We start from the raw sequence: 14,504 nt of genomic DNA on the forward strand, positions 1-14,504 counted from the left end.
TCCCGTTACGTCCGACGATGTGGTCGCTATTGCAGCCACATCGTCGGACGTTGCGTTCAAGACGCGCGGACCGCGATCATCAGACGCCGGAAGAACTCCTCGTAGCCGGCCTTCTGGCTGCCGTTCCAGATCAGGTTCTCGTCGAGCTTCGCGGTGTCGGAGCTGTTGTCCGGGGAGCGCTCGCCGGCGCGGGTGATCACGAGGTCGAGGCTCGGGATGACGAACACGTGCTGCCCGTGGGCTCCCCAGGTGTAGTACATGTCCGCGGGGGCGGACGCGATCCACGAACGGGCCGGGCGGATCTCCCGCCGGGTGATGATCGAGGCGTTGACCTGGCGCTGGTTCCCGGTGCAGCCGTTGAGCCAGGTCATGAACCCGTAGCCGCAGTTCGCGGTCGTGCCGGTGCGGAGCATCTCCAGGTACTCGGCGTCGATCAACCGCCGATCGCCGACGAGACCCTGACGCCGCATCAGGTCACCGATGCGGCCGAACTCCAGCGGTCGCAGGTGCAGGTTCGCGTGCGTCATCGGGGTGCCGGCGCGGTCGGTCTGCCACACGTAGGCGTCTGCGGGGATGCCGAGCGGGGTGAAGAACTCGTCCCGCGCGAAGGTGAGGAAGTTCGGTGCCACGCCCGCCCGCCGAAGCGCGGACTCGACGACCCAGTTCAGCAGCGAGGCCGCGTTCTGGTCGTACTCGAAGTACTCCCCCGGGCGGTGGCGCATGCGGATCGCCATCGCGTCCTGAGGGCCGATCAGGTCCGCGTTCAGCGCCATCGCGAACATCGGCCGTAGCTCCAGGCCGGTGGTCATCGTCAGGATGTGCCGGACGGTGATCGCCCGGTGCTCGGCGTCACCGATCCCCGGCGGCAGGTGCTTGCCGATCGGGTCGTCGACGTCGATCACGCCGCGACGCACCGCGACGCCGGCGACCAGCGCCGAGATCGTCTTCGTCTGGCTCCAGTTCTGCCGCGGGATCCGCTCGACGGCCGGGTCGAGCGTCCCCTCGGCGACCAGGCAGCCGTGGCGGAAGACCTTGAGGCTCTCGGCGCCCTCGTTCACCCAGTAGTCGACGGCGTCGCGCAGAGCGTCGGCGTCCAGCCCGACGGCCGCGGCGCCGGCGCGCTCGTAGCCGGCCGCGTCCGGGGCGCACTGCGGGGACCACGCATCCGCCGGCGGCGGCGGGAGGAGCGCGAGCGCGGTCCCGGCCGCCAGCACCAGGGCGGGGACGCGGCGCGGGATCCTCATGGCGCCCTGTTCTACCCGTTCAGGCCAGATCCGCAAGAGCCGAGACCGCGGTGACCGCCGGGACGTCCGCGGGCAGCCACGGCACCGCGAACAGGTCGGCGGCGCCGAGCCAGCGCAGCTCGTCGTGGTCCTCCAGCGGGGCCGGCTCGCCGGTGACGATCTCCGCGAGGTAGACGCGGAGCATCAGATTCGGCCCCAGCGCCCACTCCCCGGGCACCCGGGCGCCCGGCGCGATCTCGACGCCGAGTTCCTCCCGGCACTCGCGGACCAGGGCCGCGAGTTCGCTCTCCCCCGGCTCGACCTTCCCGCCGGGGAGCTCCCAGCCGCCGACGAGCGTGGCCGGGGCACTCCGGCGTGCGCCGAGGAGCTGCCCGCGGCGCACGATCGCCGCGCCGACGACGATCTGCGGCACCGCGCCTCCCGCTCCGGCCGGGGTTAGGGTCGGTTCATGGTCGCACTGCTGAGCGAGGACGACGTCGCGGCCGGGCTGGCCGACCTGAACGGCTGGACCGGCGACACCACCGAGATCCGCCGCTCCTACGCGGCGCCCGACTTTCCGACCGCGATCCGGCTCGTCGACGCGGTCGCCGTCGCCGCCGAGGAGATGGACCACCACCCGGACATGGACATCCGCTGGCGGACCGTCCACTTCACGATCTCCACGCACTCCGCCGGCGGGGTCACCGAGCTCGACCTGACGCTCGCACGGAAGATCGACGAGGCCGCCGCGGGCCTCGGCGCCGCCTGATCCGAGTTTCCCGTGTCCCACCTGGGAGAATCGCTCCATGACGATGGCTGAGCCGACCACCCTGGTCCTCACGCCCACCCCGTACGACGACCCCGTGGCAGCCGGTCTCATCGAGGCCGTTCAGCAGGTGTACGTGGCGCGCTACGGCGGTCGGGACGCGACCCCCGTGGACGCCGCGGAGTTCGCCCCGCCCCGCGGCCTGTTCCTCGTCGGCCGTCTCGGCGGCGAGCCGATCGCCTGCGGCGGCTGGCGCATCGTCTCCCCGGGCCTCGCCGAACTCAAGCGCATGTACGTCGCGTCCGGCTTCCGCGGACGCGGGCTGTCCCGCATCCTGCTCGCCGCGCTGGAGGACTCCGCCCGCCGAGTCGGGATCACTCGCATCCGTCTCGAGACCGGCCATCGCCAGCCCGAGGCCATCCGGCTCTACGAGACCAGCGGCTACACCGTCATCGAGAAGTTCGGCGTCTACCGCCACGACCCCGGCTCCACCTGCTTCGGGAAGTCGCTGGTCTGACGTCGAGTGGCCTGAGCGCGCCGCTCAGAGCAGCCCGCGACTCCGGGCGATGAAGACGGCCCGGGTCCGGGTATGGGCTTCGAGGCGGCGCATCGCGTCGTGGACGTAGGTCTTGACCGTCGCGTCGGCGAGACCGGTGCGCTCCGCGATCTCACGGTTGGTCAGGCCGTCGCCGACGAGCCGGAGGATCTGGGCCTGACGGGTCGTCAACGGGCTCGGGCCGTCGGCCGAAGCCGGTTCGGCGTCGTCCCGGGTGAGGGCGAGGACGGCGCGCTCCAGGCGGGGGCGCAGGGGGCTCGGGCCGAGCGCCTCGGCGACGGCGCGCAGTTCGGCGACGACACCGGTGGGCACGCCGTTGGTCCGGTCGGCGGCGGGAAGCATGTGCTCGAGGTCGCGCTCGACGGTCCGGGCGACGTGTTCCGCGGCGCGGATGGCCGACTCCCCCAGCGGCTGGGAGCGGGACGCCGCGTACAGGACCGCGACGACCTCGTCGGAGTGCCGGACGGGCGCCGCGAGGGCCGAGACGAGCCCTTCGTGCTGCACCGCGCGGTCGTACTCGTGGGTGATCAGGCGGGAGCCGGTGTAGTCGTCCACGACAACGGCCCGGCCGCCGGCGACGGCCTTGCCCCCGAGCCCCGTGCCGGGATGCACCACGAGACCTTCGAGCGCGGGCGTCCGCAGACCCGAGACCTGACTGATGACGACCGCCGGCTTCCCGGTGCCGTCGTCCTCCACCGCACCGCCGAACACCACCGGGAGACCGGTGAGCTCCTGCAGCAGACCGAGACGTTGCCGCACCGCCTGGCGGACCACCGCCGTCGTCGCTGCGCCCACGCCCACCTCCGGACCACGTGCTGCTGTTCGCCGGCGGGCGCAGCGCCACGCTAATCGACCGCGGCGGCTTCGCGGAACTCAAGATCCTCCGAAAGGAGGGATCCGCCGCCGCCCGTTGGAGCGGAGGACGAAACCGCTACGGCCGGACGGCGCAGCTCGCGACCACCCGAGGCCCGTTCTTGATCCGGAACGTCACCTGAGCCACGACGCGCTCGACGTCCGCGCCGTTGCTGCGCGGGTTGAGCCGCCACGTCGCCGGCGAGGAGTGCCGGCTCACCGCGGACGCCGAGCCGATCATCCCGCCGCCGGAGCTGCGGGGCTCGTTCTCGACGCTGAGAACGATGCGCCGCACGTCGACGCGGCGGTTGTCCGTCGCCCGGACACGGATGCGGCGGACGTCGTCGCTGCCGCGCTCCCGCAGCCGCAGCTTCACCTTGATCCGCAGGGTGGTGTTCCTCGGCGCCTCGAAGCTGCAGACGCGGGTGACCGCCGGGCCCGCCGCGGCGGCCGCCCCGGTCGTCGGGGCTGCCGCCGCGGGAACCGCGACCACGCCGGCGACCAGCGCGCCCGTCACCACCACCGGACCGAACGCCGAGAAGATCGTCATGGCGGACACGTAATCACAGATGTGTAAGGGGCTTCTAAACGTTCACTTTGGTCTGGGACAGGTCACGGTCGGCGACGTCGGGAACGGTCTCCTCCGGCTCGGCCGGAGGCACGAGGTGGCCGTGCTCGACGGCCGCCTGGGCCGCGGGCTTGAGGCCGAAGAACGCGAAGCCGGCGACGAAGGTCGCGAGCACCGCCGCGATCGCGGTCGAGAGCCGCATGCCGTCGACGAACGCGTGGTCGGCCATGTCGAGCAGCGCGTAAGCGACGTCCGCGGGCAGGTCCGCGGCCGCGGCCACGGCACCACCGAGGGTGTCGCGGGCGTCGGCCGCCGCCTCCGGGGGAACGCCGGCCGGCATCTCGTCCAGCCCGTTGCGGTACATCGTCACGCCGACGCTGCCGAAGATCGCGATGCCCAGCGCACCACCGAGCTCGGCCGCGGTCTCGGAGATGCCCGAGGCCGCACCGGCCTTCTCCGGCGGCGCGGAGCCGACGATCAGCTCGGTCGTCAGACCGAAGACCGGACCCATGCCGAGGGAGATGATCACCGAACCGATCACCGCGATCGCCAGGCCCCGGTCGCCGTTGTCGGCGCTGACGCCGATCAGGACGTAGAGGCCGAGCGCCGCCACGGCCAGACCCGTGCCGACGAGCTGCGGCGGGGTGACGCGGTGCGCCAGACGGGGCGTCATCTGCGAGGTGACGACGAAGCCGGCGGCCCCGGGCAGACCCCAGAGCCCCGCCTCCAGCGGTGAGAGCCCGAGCACGAGCTGCAGGTACTGGAAGACGAAGATGAAGTACCCGACCATCATGAAGATCGCGAAGAAGTTCACCGTCAGCGCGCTGTTGAACGAGCGCACGGCGAACAGGCTCACGTCGATCATCGGGTTCTCGAGCCGCTGCTGCCGGTAGACCCAGGCCACGCCGACGAGCAGACCGACCGTGATCGAGACGTTCGCGGTATCGGAGTACCCGTGCGCCGCGATCTCCTTGATGCCGTAGACGACGCCGAGGACGGCGACGACCGACATGGCCGCGCTGAGCACGTCGAGGCGGCCCGCGTTCGGGTCCTTGTACTCGGGCAGGACGCGCGGCCCGAGGACCAGCAACGCACCCATGACCGGCAGGGCGAGCAGGAACACCGAGCCCCACCAGAAGAACTCGAGCATCGTGCCGCCGACGACCGGACCGACGACGGAGCCGGCGGAGAACGCCGCGATCCACCACGCGATCGCGATCCCGCGCTGCTTGGGGTCGGGGAACATGTGGAAGATCAGCGACAGCGTCGACGGGGCGATCGTCGCGCCGGACAGGCCGAGCAGCGCGCGGCTGACGATGAGCATCTCCGCGCTGTTGGAGAACGCGGCGAGGATCGAGGTCAGGCCGAAGCAGACGGCGCCGATCATCAGCAGCTTGCGGCGACCGATCCGGTCGCCGAGCGTCCCCATGACGACCAGCGCGCCCGCGACCATGAAGCCGTAGACGTCGATGATCCAGAGCAGCTCGGTGCTCGTGGGGTTCAGGTCCTCGGAGATCTCCGGCACCGCGAGGTGCAGGACGGTGAGGTCCATGACGTAGAGCAGGCACGCCAGGGCAAGCACGGCCAGGCCGACCCACTCCTTGCGCCCGGCCTGGGGCGGGGCGTCGTTCGTGGCGACGTCGATGGCTGACACGGGGTGCTCCTGTCGTTCCGGACGGCGCCGATCGGGCGCCTCGAACATGGTGCTGACTAGGACCGACAACCGCACCTGAATTCATCGGTGCCCGGCGGTGACCTGGGCCACCGCGGAGGTCAGACGCCGCCCGCGGCCAGGCGCAGGGCCTCCTCCGCCGCCTCCTTGGGCGAACCGGCGGGAACGCAGCCGGGGAGCAGGTCCTCGTGCGGGTAGCTCGCGAGCAGCACCACGGGCTTGCCGAGGCGGACGGCGAGCGCGATCTCGCTCAGCGTCCCCGGGCTGCGGCCGATCGCGACGACGGCGTCGGCGGTCTGGACGACGAGCAGGTTGCGGCCCTGGCCGAGCCCGGTGGCCACGGCGACGTCGACGAAGGGGTTGGCGGTCCGGCGGTCGGTTCCGGGCAGCAGGCCGAGCGTCAGGCCCTCACCGAGGTGCGCGCCCTCGCAGGCCCCGTGCATGACGCCGCCGAGGCCGCCGGTGACGACGACCGCACCGCCCACCGCGAGAAGCCGGCCGACGCCGCGGGCGAGCTGGAGCTCCCGCTCGTCGGCCTCCTCGGGGCCGACGACGGCGATCTGACGCCGTGCCGCCGCGGCGCGGCTGCTCTGCTCGGTCACCCGCCCATTCTCGTGGGTGGTTCGGCCGACGCGGCGTCAGGCTCGCGCGAGCAGGGTCCGGGCGACGATCAGGGCGCGAAGCTGCTCGCTCACGGCGAAGAGGGGATCGATCGAGCGCGAGGCCCGGCAGAGCCCGACGGCGCCGGTGATTCCGGACATCACGGTCGTCGCGAGAGCGTCGGCCTCGGTCGCTGACCATCCGTCAGCGGTGAATGCGGCGGCGATGGTGCGGCACCAGCCGGTGAGGATCCCGGCGGCCTTCGCCGTCAGGGCCGCGCCGTCGGGGCCGGCGTCCCCGGCGGTCGGGACGACCGGGCAGCCGGCGCGAAAGTCGGAGTCCTCCAGGACGCGGGTCCAGAAGGTGACCAGCCGGGTCAGGACCGCGTCGGGGCCCTTCTGCGCCGCACGCTCGAGCATCCCCGTGAAGGTCTCGCCGGCGTAGGTGAGCGCCTCGTCGATCAGCTGGGTCCGGCCCGCCGGGAAGTGGTGGTAGACCGACCCGCGCGGGGCCCCGCTGCGCGCGAGCACCTCGTCGACGGTCACGCCCGCGGCGCCGCGTTCACGCATCACCTCGATGGTCGCGACCAGCATCTTCTGCCGGGTCTGTCCGCGCGGGGCCATAACTCAATTCTATGGGCTGGGGCCTACTTCGGGCCGAGAAGCTGGGCGATGCCGTCCAGGTTGGCCGTCATCCCGGCGCGCCACTCCTCCAGACGCCGAGCGATGATGCGGCCCTCCTTGTCCGGCATCGCGAGGATCGCGGGCGTCAGGCCGGAGGGTGCCGGGCCCATGCGCCCCCACTGGCGGACGGTCGTCGCGTCCCGCCCGGGCTCGACCTCGAAGCCCCAGGACGAGCTCACCGCGCCGTCCTCGTGGACGACCTGCCAGACCCAGCGCCGGCCGTCCTCCACCTCGCTGACCAGGCAGGTCGTGGTCCAGTCGCCCATGACGTCGTTGCAGTTGTGGCCGCAGAAGCGGTTGCCGACCGCGACGCCGGTGGCCCCGTCGAGCCACTCGGCGGCCTTGAGCTCGGGCGAGAAGCGCGCCGGCAGCGCGATGTCGGTGACCAGCTCCCAGACCGCGTCGGGCGGGGCGGCCACGCGCGTCGAACACTCCGTCGTCGGACAGTCGCGGTACCGCACGAGCGGCCTCCTCCGGGTCGGGACCCCTACTATGGGATTCACCATAGTCTTGGCCGACGAGAGGTGACTACCGTGCGGGTCGGCGCGCTGGTGCAGCCCCAGGTCCCCGGAGCCGTCGAGTTCGCGCGGCGGGCGGAGGCTCTCGGCGTCGCGTCGTTGTGGACCCCGGAGACGTGGGGCTACGACGCCCTCACCGGCCTGGCGTGGATCGCCGCGCACACGCGCACTCTCGAGGTCGGCACCTTCGTCGTGCAGCTCGGCTCGCGCAGCCCCGCGCTGCTGGCGTCCTCGGCGCTGAGCCTGCAGGCGCTGTCGGCCGGGCGGTTCCGGCTCGGCATCGGGGTCTCCGGCCCCGGCGTGATGGAGGGCTGGCACGGCGTCCGGTTCTCACGGCCCGTGCAGACGACGCGGGAGACGATCGAGATCGTCCGGCAGGTCGCCCGCGGCGAGAAGCTCGTGCACCCCGGCGAGGTGTACCCGCTCCCCCTGCCGGACAGCCGCGGGAAGGCGATCACCCCGGACCTGGGGCCCGCGCACGTCCCGATCTACGTCGCCGCCCTCGGGCCGCGGAACCTCGCGGTCACCGGCGAACTGGCGGACGGCTGGCTCGGCAACGCCTTCGTCCCCGAGCAGGCGCAGGTGTTCCTCGGTCCGATCGCCGAGGGCGCCGCCCGGGCCGGCCGCGCGCTCGCCGACCTCGACCTCGTCGCGCCGGTCGCGCTGGAGATCGCGATCGACGAGGCTGACGCCGCCCGCCGCGTCCGCCGGCACGCGGACGGGTACGCGTTCACGATCGGCGCGATGGGATCCGGCTCGACGAACTTCTACAACGAGGCCTTCACCCGGCTCGGGTACGGCGACGAGGTGGCCGAGGTCGCCCGGCTGTGGAAGGAGAGGCGCCGCGACGAGGCGGCCGCCGCGGTCCCTCTCGCGCTCGGGGCGCTGACCAATCTCGTCGGGACGCGGGAGCAGATCGCGTCGCGGGTGACGGAGTATCAGAAAGCGGGGATCACGACGTTGCTGGCGAAGACGTCCGGCTCGTGGGACGAGCAGCTCGCGGCGCTGCGGGTGCTCGTGGAGCTCACGGGCTGACGGCCATCGCGGCGAGCATGCCGCGGGTGGCGAGCTGGTCCGCGAGCTCGTTGTCGGCGACGCCGTCGTGGCCCTTGACCCAGTGCCAGTGCACCTCGTGCTGGTCGCACGCGGACTGAAGCCGCTGCCACAGGTCGACGTTCTTGACCGGCTGCTTGGCCGCAGTCAGCCAGCCGTTGCGCTCCCACGAGCGCATCCAGCTGGTGATCCCGTTCCGGACGTACGTGGAGTCCGTGTACAGCTGCACGACCACCGGCCGGGTGAGCGCCTCCAGCGCCATGATCGGCGCGGTGAGCTCCATGCGGTTGTTGGTCGTGGTGCCCGGGTCCCCACCGAAGAGCTCGCGCATGTGGTCGCCGTAGCGCAGCACCGCACCCCAACCGCCGGGGCCCGGGTTGGGCGTGCAGCCGCCGTCGGTGTGAATGACGACGTTCATGCCTGCTTCGCCAGCACGTCGGCGCTGTCGCGCGCGGCGATGAGCTCGCCGATGCGGCGCTGCCCGTCGAGGATCAGCTGCCGGTACTCCCCCTGCTGGCCGCCACCGGCCGGGATGTGGCTGGTGAAGGCGACCGAGTCCGCCAGGGCGCGCGCCGCGTCGTCGAACCGGCCCGCCCGCCGGTACCCGTCCGCCAGGTTGAGCTGCAGGGAGGGGATGAAGCCCGCGACCGTCAGCGTCGGGTGGATCTCCTGCAGGGCCTCGTCGGTGACCTGGTCGGCGAGCATCAGGGCGATCTCGTCCCACCGGATCTCAGACTCCAGGTCCCGCTGCACGTCCGCGAGGTAGTGGGCGACGACCAGGCGCCGTGCGTGGTCCCGCACGTCGAGGGAGTCCCAGAGGGCTTCGAGACTCCCGGACGGCCCGGTTAGCGCCGCCCCCAGGCGCTCCAGGAAGGTCATGGGACCCACCCTAGGACGTTCCTCAGTACTCACCCTTGATGACGAAGTACGACCCGCGGATCGTCCCGGCGAGCTTCGACTTCTGGCGGGCGAACTTGAACGTGTCCGCGAGCTCGGCCGGGACCTCCATGCCGTCGGAGAGCTTGAACCCGACGGCCCGCTTCCCGCCCGGCTCCAGCGTGTAGAGCACGTTGATCGACAGACCCGACTCGTAGAAGACGTACGTCCAGCGCATCCCCTCGACCTCGAACGAGGTCGCCTCCAGCGGCTGGGAGCCGATCACGATGTCGCGCTCGTCCTTCAGGATCTGGTGCACGTACGCGATCGCCTTCTTCGCCTTCGCCGCCGGCTCGGTCGCGAACTCGTGCCCGTACTTGTTCTGGAAGTACCGCGCCTCGTTCGCCCGCAGCCCCGCCAGCGCCTCCGCCACCGGCGACGACTCCAGCCCCGCGGTCGAGACGTTCACGAAATCCACGACAGTCGGCATGGCCCCGATTGTGGTGCTCATCTCGTCCCCGCGCACCCCGCCGCCCCAGTGAGCGACAGGGTTGCAACGAAAGTGGCGAGGATCGGCCGCGGCGTCGCCTCTGCTGTTGCAACTGTGTCGCTCAGTGGGGCGGAGGGCAGCCGACGGCGCTGCGGCGTCTTGGTTAAGCTCACGCGGTGCCTGCGTACCGATGCCGTTCCCACGACCGTTCCGACTGCCGCGACGTCGTCTGCCGCCGGCAGGCCGAACGCGCCGGCCTGATCACCCCGGCCGCCGCCCGGCCCCGCAGCTCCGGCGGCAGCTCCGGCGGGGGCGCCCGTACGCCCGTGACCAGCGCCGCCGCGCAGGCCCGCACCCGCGCCCGCGCCGGTGAGCTCTGGCTCGGCCCCGCGACCGTCACGTACTCCTCCTACGGCCAGGTCACCGGATCGACCGCCCACCTCCCCGGCGGCGTCTGCAAGGTGAGCGGCGAGAACCCGGACTCCACCGGTCTGTTCGAGGGCTGGGGCCGGATCGAGAACACTCCGAACGCGATCGAGCAGCTGATCAGCGGCAACCCCGTGATGGCGACCGACGGCTCGGGTCTCATGGCCGTCCGGTTCTGCCAGTCCTGCAAGACCGTCCTCGGCTGACCTCAACGTCGTCGAGGGTTTGCTCAGGACGCGGCGCCCGGAGGGCGACGGATCCCCCTATCGTCCGAGGAATTGCGCGTCATAGCGCGCTATTCCTCGGACGGTAAGGCGAGTCAGACGTTGAAGCGGAACTCCACACAGTCTCGTCGCCGAACAACATCACGAACTCGGCGGACTACCCCTGGATCGGTGGCTCCGCGGATCGCCGCGAGACGGCTCCTTCGACCGACGCCGGGTCGCAGCGGTAGCTCACCACAGCCAGCACCAGGATCTGATCCTGATCGAGACGCCGGACTCGGGGAACGACTCGAGCCGATCGAACTGTTCGGCCAGCCGGGCGCGGAATCGTGCGGGCAGACCCGGGTCGCGGCTTCCGTAGTAGTCCAGGATCTCGGCGAGGTCTCCCGCCACGCCCGGGCGAAAGACCAGGCGACGGCCCGTCACTTCCAGCGCTCGCCGATCCTGGCATCGAGCTCTTCGCGGGTCAGGCCATTCGAAGGGTCCGCTGCCAGCTCTGCGGCACGGGACCGGATGGCCGCCTTCTGCTCCTCGCTCACCGAGATCGGTGACGCTTCGACGGTGCTCTCGATGTACTCGACGAGCTCCAGCCGCTCATCGACGCTCATGGCATCGATCGCTGACCGCAGGGCGGGGTTCACCATGGGCCCAGGCTACTCCGAGCTCACGACCTCAGCGGCCGATCCAGTGCTTCGCGCCCACTGTTCGGCAGTCTTGACGCTAGCGACGAAGGCGTCGGTGTCCACCGACCAGACCGTAGGGCAGCCGATTCCAGTCGTAACGTCAGCGAGATCGGTCGCTATAGCGACCAGTTTCGCTGACGTAAGGGGGCCCCGACGTTAGACCGGGACTAAACGTTGAACCTGAACTCGACGACGTCGCCGTCGCGCATGACGTAGTCCTTGCCCTCGATGCGGACCTGGCCGCGGGCTTTGGCCTCGGCCATGGAGCCGGCGGCGACGAGGTCGTCGAAGGCGACGACCTCGGCCTTGATGAAGCCGCGCTGGAAGTCGGAGTGGATGACGCCGGCGGCCTCGGGGGCGGTGTCGCCCTGGTGGATGGTCCAGGCCCGGGCTTCTTTCGGACCCGCCGTCAGATAGGTCTGCAGGCCGAGGGTCGCGAAGCCGACGCGGGCGAGCAGGTTCAGGCCCGACTCCTCCTGACCCGTGGACTGGAGCAGCTCGAGGGCCTCGTCCTCGTCGAGCTCGATGAGCTCGGACTCGATCTTCGCGTCGAGGAAGATCGCCTCGCTCGGGGCGACCAGGTCACGCAGCTCGGACTTGAGGGCCTCGTCGCCGAGCTCGCCGGAGTCCATGTTGAAGACGTAGAGGAACGGCTTCGCCGTCAGGAGGTGAAGCTCGCGCAGGGGCGCGGGGTCGAGGCCCGCGGAGTAGATGGTGCGCCCGGAGTTCAGGACCTCCTGCGCGGCCAGGACGGCGTCGAGGGTCGCGGCGTTCGCCTTCGCCAGGTCCTTCGAGAGCCGCGTCTCCTTCTGCAGGCGCGGCAGGACCTTCTCGATCGTCTGGAGGTCGGCGAGGATCAGCTCGGTGTTGATCGTCTCCATGTCGGCCTTCGGCGACACGACGCCGTCGACGTGGACGACGTCGGGGTCGTTGAAGACCCGGATCACCTGGCAGATCGCGTCGGACTCACGGATGTTCGCGAGGAACTTGTTGCCGAGGCCCTGGCCCTCGGAGGCACCCTTCACGATGCCGGCGATGTCGACGAAGCTCACGGTGGCGGGAATGATCTTGGCCGAACCGAAGATCTCCGCCAGCTTGGCCAGCCGGTCGTCCGGGACGCCCACGACGCCGACGTTCGGCTCGATCGTCGCGAACGGGTAGTTCGCCGCGAGCACGTCGTTCTTGGTCAGGGCGTTGAAGAGGGTGGACTTGCCGACGTTGGGCAGGCCGACGATCCCGATGGTGAGACTCACGTGGCGGGAGTCTACGCACCGCCGGTCCGGACCGGTTCGGCCGCGAAGAACCCCGCCTTCCAGCTCACCTCCGCCAGCAGGCGCTGGCCGGAGGTGCTCGGGTGGAAGAAGTCCCACTTGCTGACCTGGCCGAGTTGAAACCGGGCCCGGAACACGGCCCCGCCGTCGTAGCGGCACTGCGGCCCGTACGCGGCGCACTCGGCCTCGAGCACCGCGTTGAACTGCTTCACCCGCGTCCGGACGCGCTCGCGGCGCTCGACGTCCTCCCGGCGCTCGGATGTGGGATGCGCGAGCATCGACGGGCAGACGTCGAGCCGGCTCCACACCTGACGGACCTGCCAGCGGCCCTTGCCGATCTCCCACAGCCGGCCGACGTCCGGGATGCTCGCCACCAGTACCCGCGCCTGCGGAGCCCCCGAGCGCAGGACCTCCAGGCCCGCGCGGATCGAGGCGCGGTACTCCTCCACCGGCGTCATCCGGTCCTCGGAGGCGACGCAGACGTCGTTCGCGCCGATCTCGACCGTCACGTACCGCGCCCCGGCCTCGACGGCCTGCGCCGCCTGGTCGGCCAGCGCGGCCGCACGGGCCCCGCTGCGGGCCAGGTTGACCGCCCGGATCCGCACGCCGGTCGCGTCCTGCAGCCGCTGGGCGTGGCTGCGGACGGACGAGTCGCCGCCGGTGCTCCACGACCGCTTCGGGCAGTCGCGGTAGAACCCGCACGCGTTGAAGCCGCGGGTGATCGAGTCCCCGAGCGCGGCGGCGGTGACGCGCTGCGGCGCGGGCATCTCCGGCACCGCGGCCGCCACCGCGGGCGGGGCCAGGACGGCGAGCAACGCCGTCACCGTGGCGACCACCAACGAACGCGGTTTCGCCGAACGTGCTGTCATCGCCCGAGTCCCCCAACCCGCGGCCTCCCCCGGGCCTGCGGGAACCCTAGTCCGGGCGAATCGGGACGCACCAGACGTGATCGAGACCGAACTGTCGGTGGTCCCCGGCATCGTGTGACGCATGATCGAACTGGGATCGGTGTTCCTCCTGGGACTCGTGCTGGGCGCCGTCCTGGGCGTCACCGTGGCCGTCCGGCTCGCCGACCGAGCCGGCCGAGCGGACCCCGGCGGCCGCCCCGTGCCGCCGGGGGAGCTCGACGACACCCTCGGCCGGCTGGAGGTCCGCCTCCGGGAGCTCGAACTCGCCCGCGCCGGCGCGTACGGGGCGCTCACCCAGCAGGTGAGCATGACGCGGGAGGCGACCGAGGCCCTCGCGATGCGGACGGGAGAACTGCTCACCGCCCTGCGTGCCCCGCAGACCCGCGGCCGGTGGGGCGAGCTGCAGCTGCGCCGGGTTGTGGAGCTGGCCGGCATGGCCCCGCACTGCGACTTCACCGAGCAGGTCAGCACCGCCACCGCCGGCGGCACGCTCCGGCCGGACCTGGTGGTCCGGCTCACCGGCGGGCGCACGATCGTCGTCGACGCCAAGGTCTCCCTCGCCGCCTACCTGGAGGCGGCCGCGGCGCCGGACGAAACCCGCCGCGAGGAGCGCCTGCGCGCTCACGCCCGGGCGCTGCGTACCCACGTCGACCAGCTCGCGGGTAAGGAGTACTGGCGCAGCGTGGCCGGCAGCCCCGAGTTCGTGGTGCTGTTCCTGCCCGGCGAGGCGTTCCTGTCCCCCGCGCTCGAACGCGACCCCGCGTTGCTGGAGCACGCGCTCGGCGCCCGCGTGATCATCGCCACGCCGACGACGCTGGTCGCGATGCTGCGCACCGTCGCGTGGAGCTGGCAGCAGGACAGCCTGACCACCCACGCCCGCGAGGTGTTCGACCTCGGCCGGGAGCTCCACGCCCGCCTGGCGACGATGGGCGAGCACGTCGACCGCCTGGGCCGCTCGCTCAACCGCGCGGTCGCGGACTACAACGCCGCCGCCGGATCCCTGGAGAGCCGGGTGCTCGTCACCGCCCGCCGCCTGCAGGAACTGCGGGTCGTGGGTGACGACCTCCCCGCGCCGCGCGGGGTCGACGCGTGCGCCCGGCCGCTCACCGCACCGGAGTTGCTGCGGCCGTGATCT

20 protein-coding genes are annotated in these 14,504 nt (G+C 71.7%); 5 read left to right on the top strand and 15 right to left on the bottom strand.

The features are described from left to right. Window positions 1-56 precede the first annotated feature (56 nt). Both SPOPO_RS0100365 and SPOPO_RS0100370 read right to left on the bottom strand, forming a co-directional pair. Window positions 57-1,244, bottom strand: a complete 1,188-nt coding sequence (locus SPOPO_RS0100365) for a serine hydrolase domain-containing protein (protein WP_033384842.1) — start codon at window positions 1,242-1,244, stop codon at window positions 57-59. A 19-nt stretch (window positions 1,245-1,263) separates the two neighbouring features. Beyond that, complete coding sequence (locus tag SPOPO_RS0100370; protein ID WP_019872802.1) at window positions 1,264-1,656, bottom strand: (deoxy)nucleoside triphosphate pyrophosphohydrolase; 393 nt, start codon at window positions 1,654-1,656, stop codon at window positions 1,264-1,266. A gap of 36 nt (window positions 1,657-1,692) precedes the next feature. On the opposite strand from SPOPO_RS0100370, the gene SPOPO_RS0100375 reads away from it, so the two are divergent. Continuing rightward, window positions 1,693-1,992 carry a 4a-hydroxytetrahydrobiopterin dehydratase gene (locus SPOPO_RS0100375; protein WP_019872803.1) on the top strand — a complete coding sequence of 100 codons (300 nt, stop codon included), beginning with the start codon at window positions 1,693-1,695 and terminating at the stop codon, window positions 1,990-1,992. Window positions 1,993-2,029: 37 nt separating this feature from the next. After that, window positions 2,030-2,506, top strand: coding sequence for a GNAT family N-acetyltransferase (locus SPOPO_RS0100380; protein ID WP_019872804.1), 477 nt, complete (start codon window positions 2,030-2,032; stop codon window positions 2,504-2,506). Between the two features lie 24 nt (window positions 2,507-2,530). Here SPOPO_RS0100380 and SPOPO_RS0100385 read toward each other — a convergent pair whose 3' ends face one another. From SPOPO_RS0100385 to SPOPO_RS0100410, 6 genes are all read right to left on the bottom strand, one after another. Further along, entirely contained in the window at window positions 2,531-3,340 is an 810-nt protein-coding gene (locus tag SPOPO_RS0100385) for a LuxR C-terminal-related transcriptional regulator (RefSeq protein ID WP_019872805.1), read from the bottom strand. A gap of 136 nt (window positions 3,341-3,476) precedes the next feature. Then, on the bottom strand, window positions 3,477-3,947 hold the full coding sequence (locus tag SPOPO_RS0100390; protein ID WP_019872806.1) for a hypothetical protein: 471 nt from the start codon (window positions 3,945-3,947) through the stop codon (window positions 3,477-3,479). A gap of 34 nt (window positions 3,948-3,981) precedes the next feature. After that, on the bottom strand, window positions 3,982-5,619 hold the full coding sequence (locus SPOPO_RS0100395; protein ID WP_019872807.1) for an MFS transporter: 1,638 nt from the start codon (window positions 5,617-5,619) through the stop codon (window positions 3,982-3,984). Between the two features lie 119 nt (window positions 5,620-5,738). Further along, a complete protein-coding gene (locus SPOPO_RS0100400) occupies window positions 5,739-6,239 on the bottom strand; it encodes a TIGR00725 family protein (protein ID WP_019872808.1) in 501 nt (166 codons plus the stop codon). Between the two features lie 36 nt (window positions 6,240-6,275). After that, entirely contained in the window at window positions 6,276-6,860 is a 585-nt protein-coding gene (locus tag SPOPO_RS0100405) for a TetR/AcrR family transcriptional regulator (protein WP_019872809.1), read from the bottom strand. A 23-nt stretch (window positions 6,861-6,883) separates the two neighbouring features. Next, window positions 6,884-7,381, bottom strand: a complete 498-nt coding sequence (locus tag SPOPO_RS0100410; protein ID WP_019872810.1) for an SRPBCC family protein — start codon at window positions 7,379-7,381, stop codon at window positions 6,884-6,886. 72 nt (window positions 7,382-7,453) lie between these two features. Here SPOPO_RS0100410 and SPOPO_RS0100415 point away from each other — a divergent pair, with 72 nt between their 5' ends. After that, window positions 7,454-8,473 carry an LLM class flavin-dependent oxidoreductase gene (locus tag SPOPO_RS0100415; protein WP_019872811.1) on the top strand — a complete coding sequence of 340 codons (1,020 nt, stop codon included), beginning with the start codon at window positions 7,454-7,456 and terminating at the stop codon, window positions 8,471-8,473. Here SPOPO_RS0100415 and rnhA read toward each other — a convergent pair. The 3 genes from rnhA to SPOPO_RS0100430 are packed head-to-tail and all read right to left on the bottom strand — an operon-like array spanning window position 8,463 to window position 9,857. Next, a complete protein-coding gene (gene rnhA, locus SPOPO_RS0100420) occupies window positions 8,463-8,909 on the bottom strand; it encodes a ribonuclease HI (RefSeq protein ID WP_019872812.1) in 447 nt (148 codons plus the stop codon). The two genes, SPOPO_RS0100415 and rnhA, sit on opposite strands and share 11 nt — an antisense overlap. Next, the gene (locus SPOPO_RS0100425) at window positions 8,906-9,370 is read right to left on the bottom strand and encodes a hypothetical protein (protein ID WP_019872813.1); all 465 of its coding nucleotides are present in this window, start codon (window positions 9,368-9,370) and stop codon (window positions 8,906-8,908) included. The genes rnhA and SPOPO_RS0100425 overlap by 4 nt, the downstream gene beginning before the upstream one ends. Before the next feature lie 22 nt (window positions 9,371-9,392). After that, window positions 9,393-9,857, bottom strand: coding sequence for a hypothetical protein (locus SPOPO_RS0100430; protein ID WP_019872814.1), 465 nt, complete (start codon window positions 9,855-9,857; stop codon window positions 9,393-9,395). Window positions 9,858-10,033: 176 nt separating this feature from the next. On the opposite strand from SPOPO_RS0100430, the gene SPOPO_RS0100435 reads away from it, so the two are divergent. Next, window positions 10,034-10,489, top strand: a complete 456-nt coding sequence (locus SPOPO_RS0100435) for a hypothetical protein (protein ID WP_019872815.1) — start codon at window positions 10,034-10,036, stop codon at window positions 10,487-10,489. Between the two features lie 249 nt (window positions 10,490-10,738). Here SPOPO_RS0100435 and SPOPO_RS0100440 read toward each other — a convergent pair whose 3' ends face one another. From SPOPO_RS0100440 to SPOPO_RS0100455, 4 genes are all read right to left on the bottom strand, one after another. Next, window positions 10,739-10,933, bottom strand: a complete 195-nt coding sequence (locus SPOPO_RS0100440; protein WP_019872816.1) for a type II toxin-antitoxin system RelE/ParE family toxin — start codon at window positions 10,931-10,933, stop codon at window positions 10,739-10,741. Next, the gene (locus SPOPO_RS0100445; protein ID WP_019872817.1) at window positions 10,930-11,151 is read right to left on the bottom strand and encodes an addiction module protein; all 222 of its coding nucleotides are present in this window, start codon (window positions 11,149-11,151) and stop codon (window positions 10,930-10,932) included. The genes SPOPO_RS0100440 and SPOPO_RS0100445 overlap by 4 nt, the downstream gene beginning before the upstream one ends. Before the next feature lie 206 nt (window positions 11,152-11,357). Then, a complete protein-coding gene (ychF, locus tag SPOPO_RS0100450; protein WP_019872818.1) occupies window positions 11,358-12,443 on the bottom strand; it encodes a redox-regulated ATPase YchF in 1,086 nt (361 codons plus the stop codon). 11 nt (window positions 12,444-12,454) lie between these two features. Then, a complete protein-coding gene (locus tag SPOPO_RS0100455; RefSeq protein ID WP_051098248.1) occupies window positions 12,455-13,330 on the bottom strand; it encodes an SGNH/GDSL hydrolase family protein in 876 nt (291 codons plus the stop codon). Between the two features lie 121 nt (window positions 13,331-13,451). On the opposite strand from SPOPO_RS0100455, the gene SPOPO_RS0100460 reads away from it, so the two are divergent. Next, window positions 13,452-14,501 carry a DNA recombination protein RmuC gene (locus SPOPO_RS0100460; protein WP_019872820.1) on the top strand — a complete coding sequence of 350 codons (1,050 nt, stop codon included), beginning with the start codon at window positions 13,452-13,454 and terminating at the stop codon, window positions 14,499-14,501. Window positions 14,502-14,504 lie beyond the last annotated feature (3 nt).

Origin of the sequence: Sporichthya polymorpha DSM 43042 (assembly GCF_000384115.1) — a bacterium.
Classification (GTDB): Bacteria; Actinomycetota; Actinomycetes; order Sporichthyales; family Sporichthyaceae; genus Sporichthya; species Sporichthya polymorpha.